The following is a 13945-nucleotide window of genomic DNA, read 5'->3' on the forward strand; positions in this document are numbered from 1 at the left end:
TGACCCCCACCCCCAATGACCCCCACCCCCGGCAACACACCGAACAATCGCAAACCTTGACGGTTATTTCCGTCATAGTTGGCGTCTGTTCGGTGTGTTGCCGGGGGTGGGGGGTGTCACGGGCTGGCGGCGGGGGGATCGCACCGCGTCTAAGGTGGGGCACGTGACGACCGGCGACCTTCCTGCTGCCTGGGCGGACGCCCGGCTGCACATCGTCACCGGCAAGGGCGGCACTGGCAAGACCACGGTCGCATCGGCCCTGGCCCTCGCGCTCGCCTCGGCGCCGAGTCGGGTCCTGCTCACCGAGGTCGAGGGACGCCAGGGCATCAGCCAGACCTTCGACGTGCCCCCGCTTGGCACCGAGGAGACCCGGATCGTCCGGCTCCCACACGGCGGCGAGATCGTCGGCCTGTCGGTCGAGCCGAAGGCGGCTCTGCTCGAGTACCTCCACCTGTTCTACAAGCTCGGACGCGCCGGGCGGCTGCTCGAGAAGTTCGGCGCCATCGACTTCGCCACCACCATCGCACCGGGCGTCCGCGACGTCCTGCTCATCGGCAAGATCTACGAGGCCAGCCGGCGGCGCAAGGACGGCCGGCACCGGGGAGAGGACCCACCGGCATATGACCGGTTGGTGCTCGACGCTCCGCCGACGGGGCGGATCGGCCGCTTCCTGTCGGTGAACTCCGAGGTGGCCGATCTCGCGCGGGTCGGCCCGATCCACACCCAGGCAGGGTCGATCACCCGGATGCTCGAGTCCGACCGGACCGTCGTGCACATCGTCACGCTCCTCGAGGAGATGCCGGTCCAGGAGACTCTCGAGGCGATCGACGAGCTGCACAGCAAGGGGCTGCACCCGGGAGCGATCGTCGTCAACATGGTGCGCGAGCCGCTCCTCGACGACGCCGCCCTCGAGCAGGCGCGGTCGGGCCGGCTGCACAAGCCCTCGCTCAAGGCCCAGCTCGTCGAGGCCGGGGTCAAGGTGACGCCGCAGCTCGTCGAGGGACTGCTGGAGGAGGCTCGCGACCATGCCCTGCGGGTCGACCTCGAGCGTGAGCAGCTCGCCCTGCTCGAGGCGACGGGCTTGCCGATCATCGAGCTGCCCGCTCTGCCCGGAGGCGTCGACTCGGGGTCGGTCCGCGAGCTCGCCGAGCTGCTCCTCCCGTACTTCGTGCCCGAGCGGGTCGCGTCGTGAGCGCCGCGACCGTGGCGCGCAACGCGCCGCCGCTCGAGATCGACGCCCTCATCAACGACCCGGCCATCGAGATCGTCGTGTGCTGCGGGTCCGGTGGCGTCGGCAAGACCACAACGGCCGCCGCGATCGGCCTGCGCGCCGCCGAGTCCGGGCGCCGGGTCGTCGTCCTGACCATCGACCCGGCCCGGCGCCTCGCCCAGTCGCTCGGCCTGACCGAGCTCGACAACACGCCTCGCCCGGTCACCGGGATCGACACCTCGGCGGGCGGCAGCCTGCACGCCATGATGCTCGACATGAAGCGGACCTTCGACGAGGTCGTCGTCGCGCACGCGGAGCCCGACAAGGCCGACCAGATCCTCGCCAACCCCTTCTACCAAGCAGTCAGCAGCTCGTTCGCCGGGACGCAGGAGTACATGGCGATGGAGAAGCTCGGCCAGCTCAAGGCCGTCGCCGGCACGCCGGAGGCGCCGTGGGACCTCATCATCGTCGACACCCCGCCGTCACGGTCCGCCCTCGACTTCCTCGACGCACCGAACCGGCTCGGCAGCTTTCTCGACGGCCGCTTCATCCGGCTGCTGGCCGCGCCCGCCAAGGCCGGCGGCCGCGCGGGCCTACGAGTCTTCGGCGCCGGCGTCCAGCTGGTCACCTCGACGATGACCAAGATGCTCGGCGGCCAGATGCTCAGCGACGTCCAGACGTTCGTCAACGCGCTCGACACGATGTTCGGTGGCTTCCGTGAGCGCGCCGACGAGACCTATCGCCTGCTCTCCGAGAAGGGCACCGCCTTCCTCGTCGTCGCCGCGCCCGAGCGCGACGCGCTCCGCGAGGCGTCCTACTTCGTCGACCGCCTCGAAGCCGACGGTATGCCGCTGGCCGGGCTCGTCGTGAACCGGATCGGTCGCGTCTCGGCGACCGGCATCAGCCCCTCGCGGGCCCTGGCGATGGCCGAGGCGCTGGAGGACAGCGGCGGGCCGAAGTCGGCGACGACCGCCGCAGGGGTGCTACGGCTGCATGCCGCGCTCGTGCGCACGGCCGAACGGCAGCGCGAGCTCGCGGAGCGGTTCTCGAGGTCACACCCCGGCATACCCGTGGTGCAGGTGCCCGCCCTCGGGCGCGACGTCCACGACCTCGACAGCCTGCGCGAGGTCGGCAGCGCCCTCGCCGGGACGTGACTCGAGGCACGACGGACGCACTTGCGGGGCCGGCTCACCGGGCCGGACACAGTCGCCCTGACACACTCGCCCGACTCACTCGCCCGGACACACTCGTGGGGTCGTGACGTGCCCTTCCCCGGGTAGTCACGGCCCCACCAGCGGGCCTGCCGTGGATCGGCTGTCAGAGGCGATGCCCCTGGGCGGCCATGCCCGCGCGGAGCGCGGTCTTCCACGAGGTGATGTCGGGACGCTTGCGCAGCAGAGCTCGCCGCTCGCGTTCCGTCATCCCGCCCCAGACACCGAACTCGGTCCGGTTGTCGAGGGCCTCAGCCAGACACTGCGCGAGGACCGGGCACGTCTTGCAGACGGCCTTCGCGTCGTGTTGTGCCTTACCCCTGACGAACAGTGCGTCGGGGTCCTGGCTGACGCAGCGGGCCTGACTGGCCCACTCATCCATCCAAGGATCAGCGATGGCAACAGCACTCATTCCCTACCCCTCCCCGCCCGGCGCCTCCCAAGTCGCCGAGCCGATCGAGACCGTCCCACCGGTCCTGATCTGGCGGGCCCCCCTTCGGCCCAAACGAGACATTACGAGCACTGACACGGGCCCGACATAGCCTCTATGGACCATTTCGGAGAGGAGGTGACTAGTCACCTCCAGCGGCCCGTCATGGTCACCTGCTGCTCATCAGAGCCGCAGGTCGTGCGCGGGATACGCACAGGAAGCGGAATTCCGGTGACCATGGTGCGAGCCGTTACCCTTGAGGCCATGTCTTCACGCACTACCTCGATCGGCGGCGTCATCAGCCTGCTCGGGGCGTTCCTCGCGTCCGCCCTGGTGCTCGGCCTGCTCGCCGCCGGCCTGGTGATGCCGGCGGTCGGGGCCACCGGAGCCCTGGCCCGCAGCGGCGTCGACGTGTTCAACGAGCTCCCGAGCGAGTTCACGACCAACCCGCTCGCCCAGGGGTCGACGATCTACGCGGCCGACGGCAAGACGATCATCGCCACGCCGCAGCTGCAGAACCGCAAGGTCATCCCGCTGTCCCAGGTCGCCCCGATCATGCGCGAGGCGCAGGTCGCGATCGAGGACCACCGGTTCTACGAGCACGGCGGCATCGACATCCAGGGCACGCTGCGCGCGCTCATCTCCAACCTCCGCAGCGGCACGTCCGTCGGCGCCTCGTCGCTGACGCAGCAGTACGTGAAGGTCTCGCTCCAGTACTCCGCACTCAGCCAGGGCGACGAGAAGGCCGCCGCCGAGGCCGTGAAGAAGGACTACCTGCGCAAGCTGAAGGAGCTGAAGTACGCGATCACCCTCGAGAAGAAGCTGACGAAGGACCAGATCCTCGAGGGCTACCTCAACCTCGTCTACTACGGCGACCGCGCCTACGGCGTCGAGGCCGCCGCTCAGCACTACTTCAGCATCCCGGCCAGCAAGCTGAGCCTGTCCCAGGCGGCGCTGCTCGCCGGGCTGACGCAGAACCCCGGCACGACCGACCCGGTGAACAACCCGAAGCGGGCCATCGCCCGGCGCGACGTCGTGCTCGACCGCATGCACGAGCTCAAGCGGATCAGCGACAAGGACTGGCAGGCCGCGAAGAAGCGCACGCTCAAGCAGGACCTCAAGGTCAGCAACCCCAAGAGCACCTGCCTCGCGTCGCCGTACCCCTACTGGTGCGACTTCATCATCAACTACCTCCTGGAGATGCCCCAGCTCGGCAAGACGGTCGAGGAGCGCCGTCGCCTGCTCTACCAGGGCGGCATGACCGTGGTCACCACCCTCAACCCCAGGCTGCAGGACTACGCCGAGAAGGAGGTCACCAAGAAGGTCCCGATCGGCAACAAGGCACAGATCGGGGCGGCGGCCTACGTCGCTGACCCCAACACCGGCCACGTCCTCGCCTTCGCCCAGAACACCACGTACACCGTGGAGGCGACGAACGCGCTCGACAAGACCAGCGTCGACTGGGCGCTCGACAAGAGGTACGGCGGCTCCGGCGGCTTCCAGTTCGGCTCGACCGCGAAGGCCTTCGCCCTCGTCACGGCCATGGAGTCCGGCATGACCACCACGGCCTCGGTCGTCGCCAAAGCGGCCGGGGGCAACTCGCAGGCCGTGTACACGCCGCAGGAGTGGCCCGGTGGCACCGCGAACTGCGGTCCCGGCTCGGAGTGGAGGGTCTTCAACGACAGCCCGTTCGGTGGCGGGCGCATCTCGCTCATGGAAGCGACGGCCAAGTCGACCAACACCGCGTTCGTCGCCCTCGCCGAGCAGCTAGGCGGCTGCAAGGTCCGGTCGACCATGATGCGGCTCGGGCTGCACCAGTCGGACGGCTCGGAGATCGGCAAGATCGCGGCGTCCTACATCCTCGGCGCGAGCGAGGTCTCACCGCAGGGCGTCGCGCACGCCTACGGCGTCCTTGCGGCCTCGGGCAAGAAGTGCCCGGTCGTGGCGGTCACCAAGATCACGGTCGGCGGCAAGCCGGTCGCACTTCCCAAGACGAACTGCGAACAGGTCGTCGACCCCGACGTCGTGCATGCGACGGACAAGTTCCTCGAGTACAACATGACGCACGGCTCCGGCATCCGTAACCAGCTCGACGACGGCCGGCGCCAGTCCGCTGGCAAGACCGGCACGTCCAACCGCAACAACGAGTCGTGGTTCGTCGGGTACACCCCGCAGCTCGTGACCGCCGTCTGGGTGGGCACACCCAACGACGGAAACACCCGGGTGATGAAGAACGTCAGGGTCGGGGGCCAGTTCTACCCGGTGATGCACGGTGCCGCGATCGCCGCGCCGATCTGGAAGGCGATCATGAACCGGGCGCTCGACGGCGAGCCCCTGGTCAACTTCCCCGAGCCGTCAGCCAAGTTCACCAAGGGCAGCGACGTCGACATCCCGAACGTGACCGGCATGTCGGTCAACGACGCCATCACCGCACTTCAGCAAGCGGGCTTCTCGGCCAGCGTCGGCGGAACCATGAGCTCCCAGGTGCCCATCGGGCTCGTGGCCGCCACGTCGCCGTACGGCAAGGCCCCGACCGGCACCACGGTCATGATCTACGTCTCGAGCGGTGGCGGCGGCAACGGCGGCGGCGGCAACAACGGCGGACCCGGCAACGGCGGGCCGATCGTCATCCAACCACCGAGCGGCGGCGGTAAACCGGGCCACACCAAGCCCCCCAGACGCTGACCTGACGAACGAGGGGTTGGGGCGCATCGGCCCAGCCCCTCGTTCGTGCTTTCGGGCTTCATGCTGTGGGGCCCTGCGACACCGGCACGCCAACGCCCGGCGTCGAGACCGCGCGCCAGCCGCCGGCAGTACCGTCTAGCCGGCGAGGACCTGCTTGACCAGGGCTGCGACGCGACCGCCCTCGGCGCGTCCGGCCACGGCCGCGTTGGCCGCCTTCATCGCCAAGCCCATCTGCGGCATACCCGTGGCCCCTGAGGCGGCGACCGCCTCTCGCACGATCGACTCGAGCTCGGCATCGGACAGCTGCTTGGGCAGGTAGGTCTCGAGGATGGCCAGCTCCGCGTCCTCCTTGGCGGCGAGCTCCGCGCGCCCGGCGTCCGTGTATGCCGCTGACGCCTCGCGTCGCTTCTTGGCCTCCTTCGTGAGCACCTTGAGGACGTCGTCGTCACTCAGCTCGCGGTGCTCCTTGCCCGCGACCTCCTCGTTGGTGACCGCGGTGAGGGCCATCCGCAGCGAGCCGGCCCGCACCTGGTCGCGCTCGCGGATCGCGGACGTGAGGTCGGACTGCAGCTGCTCCTTGAGTGTGGTCATGGCCCAAGTCTGGCAGGCGCCCGTGCGGCGCCTCGCCCGGATTGTCGGGGACGCCCCCAGGTGATGCGAGGATGGGCGCCATGCGTGCCGTGACGAAGACAGTGCTGGGCCTGGGGCTCGCCGGCGCCGGGGTGCTCGGCTGGGCCTCGGTCGTGGAGCGGAACGCCTTCGTGCTGCGGCGGTTCGAGGTGCCGGTGCTGCCCGAGGGCGCGGAGCCGCTGCGCGTCCTGCACGTGTCCGACATGCACCTGCTGCCGCGCCAGCGTGCGAAGGCCAAGTGGGTCTACAGCCTGGCATCGCTGGACCCCGATCTCGTGATCAATACCGGGGACAACCTCGCCGGGTACGGTGCCGTGCCGACGGCGCTGGAGGCCTTCGACCTGCTGTTCGATGCACCCGGCGTCTTCGTGCTCGGCTCCAACGACTACTTCGCGCCGAAGCTGAAGAACCCGCTGCGCTACCTCACTCGACACCACGCCAAGGACAACGGCACGACCAAACGGCTGCCGGCGGCGGATCTCGTCCGCGGGTTCACCGACCGGGGCTGGGTGAACCTGACCAACCGCCGCGAGACGATGACCGTGCGCGGGCTGCGGCTCGACTTCGTCGGCGTCGACGACCCCCACCTCGGCTATGAGCGGCTCGACCTCGTGCGCGGAGCGGCCTCCCCTGCTGCAGACCTGACGATCGGCGTGACGCACGCTCCCTACCAGCGCGTGCTCGACGCGTTTGCCTCCGACGGGGCCGAGCTGCTCATCGCCGGACACACGCACGGCGGACAGGTCTGCGTCCCCGGTTACGGCGCGCTCGTGACCAACTGCGACCTCGACACCAGCCGTGCCAAGGGCCTGTCGCGCTGGTGGCCCGGGGCCGGGCACACCCCGTCGTCGCAGGCACCCGACGACGCCGCCTGGCTCGAGGTCTCGGCGGGGCTGGGCACCGCGCCGACGGCGCCGGTGCGCCTTGCCTGCCGCCCCGAGGCGACGCTGCTGACCCTGGTGCCCCGCTCGCAGGCCTGACGACCTGACGCCTGTTCGGCCGGTTCGATGTATTCGTTCGCGGGATCTCCCGGACCATCACCTCCAACCGGGGGTCGTGGGGGGTCCGATCAGGGCCGATTCGGTGATGGGCAGGGGGCTGCGCTAGCATCTCCTCTTGCTGCCTCCGGTGCGCTCCTGGCGTCGACGATGCAGCAACGGGGTGTGGCGCAGCTTGGTAGCGCGCTTCGTTCGGGACGAAGAGGTCGCAGGTTCAAATCCTGTCACCCCGACCAAATGCCGCGGGGCCCGGCTGTATCGACGGAGTCGAGCACAGCGGGCCCTCTGCGTTGTCCGGGGCGCTGCTGTTCCCGTCACCCCGACCAATGCCTCCGCAGGTCTGAGCCCTTTGCTCACCTGAGCAGCGCGCCCTTCTGCTGCCCGTACAGCAGCAAAGTGCAGCAGCAGCCGCTCATTCACGCTGGGCGTCGGGATCAAGGCTCGCCCATTGCCCGGCGCACTGGGCGACGAAGGAGCTGATGGCCTCGACCATCGGGTCGAGTGCCTCCTTCTCCAGAGGATAGTGGCCACCGTTGGGAAGCATGACCGTGCTGACCGGCACCTGCGTGATCCTGGCGAGGAACGGCTCGGAGAGGTGCAGCGGCGTCCAGTGGTCGGCGGCGGGCTGAGTCAGCAGGACGGGGCCGACGCTGAAATCCTCGGGAGACAAGACGGGGCGGTACTGAAGCCACGAGTCGAGGAAGGCGATCGAGACGTTGTTGCCGGCCGAGGTCTTGTCCTTGTACCAGGCCCTCTTGGCCTCGCGCCCGTTGACGAGCGCGCGCATCTTGGAGACGAAGCGCATCGGCACCCGGACCTTGCCGAGACCGATCCTGGTCAGCCCCCTCATCAACGGGGCGCCGAAGGTGCCGCTGACCGGGTCGAAGCCGGTCTCGAAGCGGACCCGGAACGAGCTGGTGTCAAGGAACGTCATGCCGACGATGCCGGCGACCTTCTTGTTGAGGGCGGCGACGTGGTAGGTCTCCATGCCGCCGGCGGAGAGGCCGTAGAGCACGATCGGGCGGTCATCCTTGGCGAGCTCGGCATCAATCAGGTCGGAGCCGATCTGCACCCAGTCGTCGTAGGTCACGAGTGCGCCGGGTGCTACCTCGGTGACGCCGTACGTCGGCATGTCGATCGCGATGGTCTCGTAACCCCGCTCGGCGAGCGGACGACCCAGGATGGTCGTCATCTGGCGGCCGTTGGTCCCGACACCGTGAAAGAGGATGACCTTCGCCCGTGCCTCGGCGTTGCGGTAGGTATCGAGGTGGATCTCGTGGCCCTGGTGCGCCCACCACTCCTCGGTCGGCTCGGTCTCGGGGGTCAGCTGGTACTGGGCGGGAAGGAATGCCTGGAGCTCACGCCAGGCCGGTTGCTGTGCGTAGTTCATGATCTGACTATGGATCGGCCAGACGCGTAATGCAAGTCTCACTTGCGTTTATACTGGTGTGGTGACCATCACTCCGAAGACCCGACCGGGCGGTCGAACCGCCCGCACTCGAGCCGCGGTCCTGGATGCAGCGGCCGCGCTATTCGTCGAGGTTCCTCCTGGGGACCTCACCGTTGGACAGATCGCCGCCCGCGCCGGCGTCAACGAGACCACCATCTATCGCAAGTGGGGCACCAAGGAGGCGCTGCTGGCTGACGTGCTGATGACCCTCTCGAGCGAACGGCTCATGGCGCCCGACACCGGATCGCTCCGCGGCGACCTTGTCGCCGTCATCGAGTCGGTCGCTGCGTACCTTCGGACGCCGGCCGGATACGCCCTGGCATACCTGGCCGCAACCGCGGAGGACGAGACGTCTCGTGGCCTTCGGGACGCCTTCTGGGCCGACCGCTTCGAGCGAGCCCAAGTCGTCTTTGACCGCGCCGAAGCGCGCGGCGAGATCCCAGACGCCGCCATCGCTCCACTTGCGTATGAGGCACTGATTGGCACCCTGCACTTCCGGATCCTGGCACGGCGGAGCACGCTCGAAGACGGTGTCGCCGAGAGCCTGGTCGATCTTGTCCTCGATGGCGTCATGCGGTCGCGGCCATCACGATGAAAGGACGTGACAACGACCGCCAAGAAGCTCGGTCACCGGCTTGGTCACCGGCTTGGTCACCGGCTCGGTCACCGAGTCTGGGGAAGCACCGTGACCTCGTAGCTGTCGAACCACGTGGTCCCGGCCGGCAGGCAGTTGTCGACCGTGCTGTCACCCAGGCCGTCGCAGGTGGGGCCGTTGAGGATCAGGTACGTGTCGAGGGTGTGAGCGCCCGCGGACAGCGGTCCGATCCTGCGCAGCGTCACCGCGTGTAGGTCCTCAGTTTCGTGCGATGTTGGCGCGGTTTCGGTTGGAGCTTCACGGCTCCCGAGCCGTGAGGAGGCGGCCGGAGGTCAGAGGAGCTGCGACGCGACGAGCTCACAGAAGTCTGGTGAGGTGAAGTGCCCGTTGGCTCTGATGAAGCCTCCGTCTACGAACTCGCCTCCCGGCTGGTGGTCCCCCAGCGTGTCGAAGATGTAGTACTCCCGGACCAGCCCGCTGTCGCGGTAGAGGACCGTCCCATCGGAGCTCGTGTACGTGGCGTCGCCGATGGTGGTCTTGACGTCGAATCGCCAGATGTCGCCCTCGATGTGGGTGCCCGATGTGTCACGCATGTTGATGTGCGAGGTCCCCGCAAACCACTTGCCGTTTGCGGCGTTGGTCCACGTCTCGTCTATATGGACGTTTGCCGACCCGAGGTAGGCCTGGTCGGTGCCGTCGATGGTGCGGACCGTCTGGATGCCGGTGCCTTGCCACGTGTAGTCGATGGGGATGCCGCACTCGTCGAACGATGCGGCGAACTGGTTGTCGATCTTGAACTGGCCCCAGATCGCGGCCTGCGCCGCCGGCGCCCCGACCACGGCAGCTCCAAGAGCGGCCGCGAGAGCCGCCGAGAGTGCGAGCGAGTGGGTCCTTCGGGACTTGAGGGGTGCGTTCATGGTGAGCTCCTTTTGGCGAGAATGAATTTGAGCGATCAGAGCGGGTGGAGCGCTCCGGGGGCTGGCAGTGGATGCGCCATCGGGGGGAGGTCTTCCCAGTGGGGCGGGATGAAGGACCGGTCGTGAGGCAGGTGCTCGCCCAGTCCTGCAACTTGCGGCAGCGGGGTTTGGCGGATCTGCCAGGTCTTGCCTTGGTCGAGGCTGACGACCAGCTGGTCCTGGTCCAGGACGACGCCTTGGTAGAGGGCGACCTCGCAGTTCGGTCCGCCCTCGGCCATGGTCGTGGAGTTGGGGGCGTTGGGGAGGTCGGCGCTGGCGAAGGAGCCGTCGCGCTGCTGGATGACCAGGCTCAGCTTGGCGCCCACCCCGGCCAGGCCCCAGAGGCCGCAGCCGTCGGCGGTTGGGGTGGCCCAGCGGATGTCGGGCACGTGGGGGATGGCGAGCCGCTCCAGGGTTCCTGCGTTGGTGTCGAGCGTGCACAGGCCCACCTGGTCCGCGCACTCGATGCTCGGGACGCCGAAGGCGTGGGCGGTGGCGTCGTCCCGGACCGCGAGCTGCATCGGTTGGCTCATCGTCGCCGACACCAGGTAGGGCCCCGGGTCCTGGTGAGCCCAGTACCAGAGGCCGTCGCCGACCTCGCGGAGCAGCCCGTCGCCGCCCGATGAGGGCTGCGCGCTGGATCCCGTGACGGCTGCGAGGGTGGCCAACCGGTGGCCGGCTCCGTCCGCGACGGCGATGGCGTCTCGGCCGAGACAGTCATGGTCCGGGCGCGGTTGTGTGCACCGTTTCCACAGGGTCAATACGGTGGTCGGGTGGGTGCGGGACCGGAGCTGGGTGACGACGAACGCGTCGGGGTGCCCGACGATCTGGTCCGCCGTCCAGCCCGGCACGAGCAGCTGCGGTGCCGGCCGGGCCGGGATCTGCTTCGTGCGGAGCTGGCTCAGGCCGGCCACGGCCAGCGCCAGGGCCAGGACTACGGCGACGGCGGCAGCGATGGCAACCGCGCTACGACGCCGGCGCGCCCGGCGCTGAGCCGCGATCATGACCTCGAAGTCCGGCAGGTCGATGGACCGCTCGATGTCACGGGCGAAACCGCGCAGGTCAGACATGCTCCGCCTCCTCACGGTCGCTGAGGTGGCCGGCCATCTGGGCGCGGGCCCGGGCTAGGCGCGCCTTGACCGTTCCCTCCGGCACGGACAGCTCGGACGCGATCTGGGCAACGCTGAGGTCGGCGATGTAGTGCAGCACGACCGTGACCCGCACCGGCAGGCTGAGCCGGCTGAGCGCGTCCACGATGGCGACGTGATCCTCGGACGCTTGCCCCCCGAGGTCGATCCTCAGGTCGGCCCGGAACTTCGGCAGGACGCGGCCGGCGACCCGGGCTCGGCGCCAACGGTGGCGCAACACGTTCAGCGCCACGGTCCGCAGCCACGCCTCTTTGTTGGCGGCCTCGTGGAAGTCTCGTCGATGCGTCAGGGCGGCCAGGAACGACTCCTGCACGACGTCCTCCGCCTCGGACCGGTTGCCGCACAACGCCACGACCTGGGTCACGAGCCGCCGGTACGACAGGTCGTACACGGCGCGGATCACGTCATCGTCATCCATGAGCTGGCCACCTACCGAATCCCCCCTGATGATGCTTCCACTCCGGACGAACCCCCAGACGGCGTTTGGGTTGCATGCACCCGGTGACCCGGCCGATACGCCGTTTTTGACCGGCGCGATGTGGACGCTGGTAGGCGGAGCACGTCACGTGAAGGCGACAGTGGCTGCGCTGGAACCGTTAGGACGCGGACACCCTCGGGTACGAACTGCGCGCAGTACCTACTCGAACGAGAGGAGACACCATGACGACCCAGAACTGGGACGCGTGGAACTATCGCGAGAGCACTGGGATCACGGCCCGACAGGAAGACCTGACGGGCTTCAGGGTCCACGCCGTGGATGGCGACATCGGCAAGATCGATGCGGCTACCCGCGACGTCGGCGCCGGCTACGTCGTCGTCGACACCGGACCATGGATCTTTGGCCGCAAGGTGATGCTGCCAGCCGGAACCGTCGAGCGGGTCGACTGGGACGACAGGGGCGTCTGGGTCGACCGCACGAAGGACCAGATCAAGGACTCGCCGGATGTCGACGAGCACCAGCTGACGGATCCTTCGAGCCGCGACCGCGTGGGTGCCTACTACGGCGGGACCTACGACGAGCGGAACCCGCTCTGACCCGACCGGTTGTGTGAGTCAGGTATGCCGCCGGGCGTCTGCCCGGCGGCATACCCATGACCACGACGCGACAACATGTGCCTCGGTCAGGGCAGGTCGGGCCAGGCCGCGATGTCGACGAGGTTCCCGGACGGGTCGGCCAAGGTGATCCAGTGCGGGGCGTGCGAGTCGTCCGCGACGCGACCACCCGCCCGTACGGCTGCGTCGATGCGCCGGGCAGCCTCGTCGGCCGACATGCTCAGGTCGATGTGGATGCGTGCCGGGGCGTCCCGGCCGTCGTTCACGGCCTGGTTCCACACTCCCGGAGCGCGGCCCAGCGGGTCGAGAAGGTCGGCGTCGGCGACCTGGTCGTATCCCATGACGGCCTGCCAGAACGGGACCGCATCCATCCCGCCGTCCACCGCGATCTGCATCGCCTGCAGGTGCTGGACGTCCGCGTCCAGGCCGAGCTCTCCGGCGATCCTGGAGATCGAAGCCGCGAGGCCCGCGGCCGCCTCGGGCAGACCGCCGGCGTCGAACGAGGAGGCCAGTCGCACCGTGACGCCCGTCGCCCGCAGCTCCAGATCGGGCCCGTACCCCTCGGGCGCCAGATCCACCACCCGCCCAGCGAACTCGACTCTCCTGCGCGAGTCGGGACACACGTAGTGCGCCAACGCGCCCTCGAACGTCAGCCGCCAGTCATCGCTGGACGCGACCGCGTAGAACTCGCCCGCCCCGATAACCATCGTGCCTCCCCACGACTCGGATCCTGCCCGCCAACCTACCCGTCCGGGCTCAGGCGGCGAGGGTGCGCATGAGCACGCGTTCGAGGGGTCAGCTGGCCGGGTCGGGACCATGGTGGTGACCGCCAATGTCTCCAGCTCGGCCTCAGGACGTGCCGACCAGCATGGCCCGAGCCCGCCGGATCGCCTCGTCGGTGCCGAGCTCCGCACGAGCCGCAGGGCTCGTCGAGTACAGCTCGACCATGTCCTGGAAGGGAATTGACGGCAGGTTCCGTCGTGGCAAGCTCACCGCGTCCTCTGTCACGACGGTGCGCCGGCTGAGGAACGCTGGCATGTGGTGCATCGGCACGACCGCCGCGGTGGTCTCGACGATGAAGTCTGTCCGGGTCGTGACCAGGCCACGCACGTCGTCCCAGGGAATGAAGACCTCGGACCCGGCCCAGAGCTGGTGGATGCCTTCCGGCGTCAGGGTAAAGGTCCCGTCACCTGCGCGGCCGCTGGTCCGCGACCACGCCAGGTAGAGCATGAACAGTCCTGCTGCGATGAAGAACGCGGCGGCGTAGCCCGCCGAGCCGAGGTAGAAGACTCCCAGCGCCATGACCCCGAGGGCAACGACCCATGCGGCGGGGACGGTGAACGCGTGGCCTCGCCGTGGGTGGATGGCCATCCCCATGTGGCCGTGGGCCGAACCGGTCGTCACGACTTCATCCGGCCCTCGGGGGTGCAAGGCCAGGGCGACTGGCGCGGCCAACAGCAGCGCGAAGACCGCCAGCACCGCAATACCACCGGCGGCGTCCCTCATGGACCCTCCTCTCGTCGAGGTGAAGGCCCCGCCCACATACCCGCGGCGGCGGTGGCGCAACCCTAGTCGCCGC

General features: G+C 68.9%; 15 protein-coding genes and 1 tRNA gene. 7 read left to right on the forward strand and 9 right to left on the reverse strand.

Annotated elements, in window-relative coordinates:
- The first annotated feature begins 163 nt into the window (after positions 1-163).
- Together ACWEOW_RS15230 and ACWEOW_RS15235 are read left to right on the forward strand one after the other, a co-directional pair.
- Positions 164-1192 (forward strand): ArsA-related P-loop ATPase, encoded by a 1029-nt coding sequence (locus ACWEOW_RS15230; RefSeq protein WP_452270059.1) that lies wholly within the window; start codon positions 164-166, stop codon positions 1190-1192.
- Positions 1189-2364, forward strand: coding sequence for an ArsA family ATPase (locus tag ACWEOW_RS15235; RefSeq protein ID WP_452270060.1), 1176 nt, complete (start codon positions 1189-1191; stop codon positions 2362-2364). The genes ACWEOW_RS15230 and ACWEOW_RS15235 overlap by 4 nt, the downstream gene beginning before the upstream one ends.
- A 163-nt stretch (positions 2365-2527) precedes the next feature.
- Here ACWEOW_RS15235 and ACWEOW_RS15240 read toward each other — a convergent pair whose 3' ends face one another.
- The gene (locus ACWEOW_RS15240; RefSeq protein ID WP_452270061.1) at positions 2528-2833 is read right to left on the reverse strand and encodes a WhiB family transcriptional regulator; all 306 of its coding nucleotides are present in this window, start codon (positions 2831-2833) and stop codon (positions 2528-2530) included.
- 282 nt (positions 2834-3115) lie between these two features.
- Here ACWEOW_RS15240 and ACWEOW_RS15245 point away from each other — a divergent pair, with 282 nt between their 5' ends.
- The gene (locus ACWEOW_RS15245; RefSeq protein ID WP_452270062.1) at positions 3116-5536 is read left to right on the forward strand and encodes a transglycosylase domain-containing protein; all 2421 of its coding nucleotides are present in this window, start codon (positions 3116-3118) and stop codon (positions 5534-5536) included.
- A 135-nt stretch (positions 5537-5671) separates the two neighbouring features.
- Here ACWEOW_RS15245 and ACWEOW_RS15250 read toward each other — a convergent pair whose 3' ends face one another.
- Positions 5672-6127 carry a GatB/YqeY domain-containing protein gene (locus ACWEOW_RS15250; protein ID WP_452270063.1) on the reverse strand — a complete coding sequence of 152 codons (456 nt, stop codon included), beginning with the start codon at positions 6125-6127 and terminating at the stop codon, positions 5672-5674.
- Between the two features lie 80 nt (positions 6128-6207).
- Here ACWEOW_RS15250 and ACWEOW_RS15255 point away from each other — a divergent pair, with 80 nt between their 5' ends.
- Positions 6208-7146: a metallophosphoesterase gene (locus ACWEOW_RS15255; protein ID WP_452270064.1), complete on the forward strand. Its 939-nt coding sequence runs from the start codon at positions 6208-6210 to the stop codon at positions 7144-7146.
- A 177-nt stretch (positions 7147-7323) separates the two neighbouring features.
- A tRNA-Pro gene (locus tag ACWEOW_RS15260) sits at positions 7324-7400 on the forward strand.
- Between the two features lie 176 nt (positions 7401-7576).
- Here the strand turns inward: ACWEOW_RS15260 and ACWEOW_RS15265 are convergent.
- On the reverse strand, positions 7577-8554 hold the full coding sequence (locus ACWEOW_RS15265; protein WP_452270065.1) for an alpha/beta hydrolase: 978 nt from the start codon (positions 8552-8554) through the stop codon (positions 7577-7579).
- Between the two features lie 61 nt (positions 8555-8615).
- Here ACWEOW_RS15265 and ACWEOW_RS15270 point away from each other — a divergent pair, with 61 nt between their 5' ends.
- On the forward strand, positions 8616-9209 hold the full coding sequence (locus ACWEOW_RS15270) for a TetR/AcrR family transcriptional regulator (protein WP_452270066.1): 594 nt from the start codon (positions 8616-8618) through the stop codon (positions 9207-9209).
- A gap of 68 nt (positions 9210-9277) precedes the next feature.
- On the opposite strand, the gene ACWEOW_RS15275 is transcribed toward ACWEOW_RS15270, so the two are convergent.
- From ACWEOW_RS15275 to ACWEOW_RS15290, 4 genes are all read right to left on the reverse strand, one after another.
- A complete protein-coding gene (locus ACWEOW_RS15275) occupies positions 9278-9454 on the reverse strand; it encodes a hypothetical protein (protein WP_452270067.1) in 177 nt (58 codons plus the stop codon).
- A gap of 87 nt (positions 9455-9541) precedes the next feature.
- The gene (locus ACWEOW_RS15280) at positions 9542-10126 is read right to left on the reverse strand and encodes a hypothetical protein (protein ID WP_452270068.1); all 585 of its coding nucleotides are present in this window, start codon (positions 10124-10126) and stop codon (positions 9542-9544) included.
- A 35-nt stretch (positions 10127-10161) separates the two neighbouring features.
- Complete coding sequence (locus ACWEOW_RS15285; protein ID WP_452270069.1) at positions 10162-11235, reverse strand: hypothetical protein; 1074 nt, start codon at positions 11233-11235, stop codon at positions 10162-10164.
- Positions 11228-11731, reverse strand: coding sequence for an RNA polymerase sigma factor (locus ACWEOW_RS15290; protein ID WP_452270070.1), 504 nt, complete (start codon positions 11729-11731; stop codon positions 11228-11230). The genes ACWEOW_RS15285 and ACWEOW_RS15290 overlap by 8 nt, the downstream gene beginning before the upstream one ends.
- A gap of 242 nt (positions 11732-11973) precedes the next feature.
- Between ACWEOW_RS15290 and ACWEOW_RS15295 the strand changes: the two genes are divergently transcribed.
- Complete coding sequence (locus tag ACWEOW_RS15295) at positions 11974-12348, forward strand: PRC-barrel domain containing protein (RefSeq protein ID WP_452270071.1); 375 nt, start codon at positions 11974-11976, stop codon at positions 12346-12348.
- 86 nt (positions 12349-12434) lie between these two features.
- On the opposite strand, the gene ACWEOW_RS15300 is transcribed toward ACWEOW_RS15295, so the two are convergent.
- The gene (locus tag ACWEOW_RS15300; RefSeq protein WP_452270072.1) at positions 12435-13073 is read right to left on the reverse strand and encodes a VOC family protein; all 639 of its coding nucleotides are present in this window, start codon (positions 13071-13073) and stop codon (positions 12435-12437) included.
- A 142-nt stretch (positions 13074-13215) separates the two neighbouring features.
- The gene (locus tag ACWEOW_RS15305) at positions 13216-13872 is read right to left on the reverse strand and encodes a hypothetical protein (RefSeq protein WP_452270073.1); all 657 of its coding nucleotides are present in this window, start codon (positions 13870-13872) and stop codon (positions 13216-13218) included.
- Positions 13873-13945: the final 73 nt, after the last annotated feature.

It is taken from the genome of Monashia sp. NPDC004114, assembly GCF_053603855.1.

Excerpts from the sequence above, each read along its gene's own strand:
- ACWEOW_RS15245 (WP_452270062.1), top strand. The coding sequence starts at position 3,116 with ATGTCTTCACGCACTACCTCGATCGGCGGCGTCATCAGCCTGCTCGGG.
- ACWEOW_RS15240 (WP_452270061.1), bottom strand. The coding sequence starts at position 2,833 with ATGAGTGCTGTTGCCATCGCTGATCCTTGGATGGATGAGTGGGCCAGT.
- ACWEOW_RS15305 (WP_452270073.1), bottom strand. The coding sequence starts at position 13,872 with ATGAGGGACGCCGCCGGTGGTATTGCGGTGCTGGCGGTCTTCGCGCTG.
- ACWEOW_RS15280 (WP_452270068.1), bottom strand. The coding sequence starts at position 10,126 with ATGAACGCACCCCTCAAGTCCCGAAGGACCCACTCGCTCGCACTCTCG.
- ACWEOW_RS15295 (WP_452270071.1), top strand. The coding sequence starts at position 11,974 with ATGACGACCCAGAACTGGGACGCGTGGAACTATCGCGAGAGCACTGGG.
- ACWEOW_RS15255 (WP_452270064.1), top strand. The coding sequence starts at position 6,208 with ATGCGTGCCGTGACGAAGACAGTGCTGGGCCTGGGGCTCGCCGGCGCC.
- ACWEOW_RS15265 (WP_452270065.1), bottom strand. The coding sequence starts at position 8,554 with ATGAACTACGCACAGCAACCGGCCTGGCGTGAGCTCCAGGCATTCCTT.
- ACWEOW_RS15250 (WP_452270063.1), bottom strand. The coding sequence starts at position 6,127 with ATGACCACACTCAAGGAGCAGCTGCAGTCCGACCTCACGTCCGCGATC.
- ACWEOW_RS15285 (WP_452270069.1), bottom strand. The coding sequence starts at position 11,235 with ATGTCTGACCTGCGCGGTTTCGCCCGTGACATCGAGCGGTCCATCGAC.
- ACWEOW_RS15300 (WP_452270072.1), bottom strand. The coding sequence starts at position 13,073 with ATGGTTATCGGGGCGGGCGAGTTCTACGCGGTCGCGTCCAGCGATGAC.
- ACWEOW_RS15290 (WP_452270070.1), bottom strand. The coding sequence starts at position 11,731 with ATGGATGACGATGACGTGATCCGCGCCGTGTACGACCTGTCGTACCGG.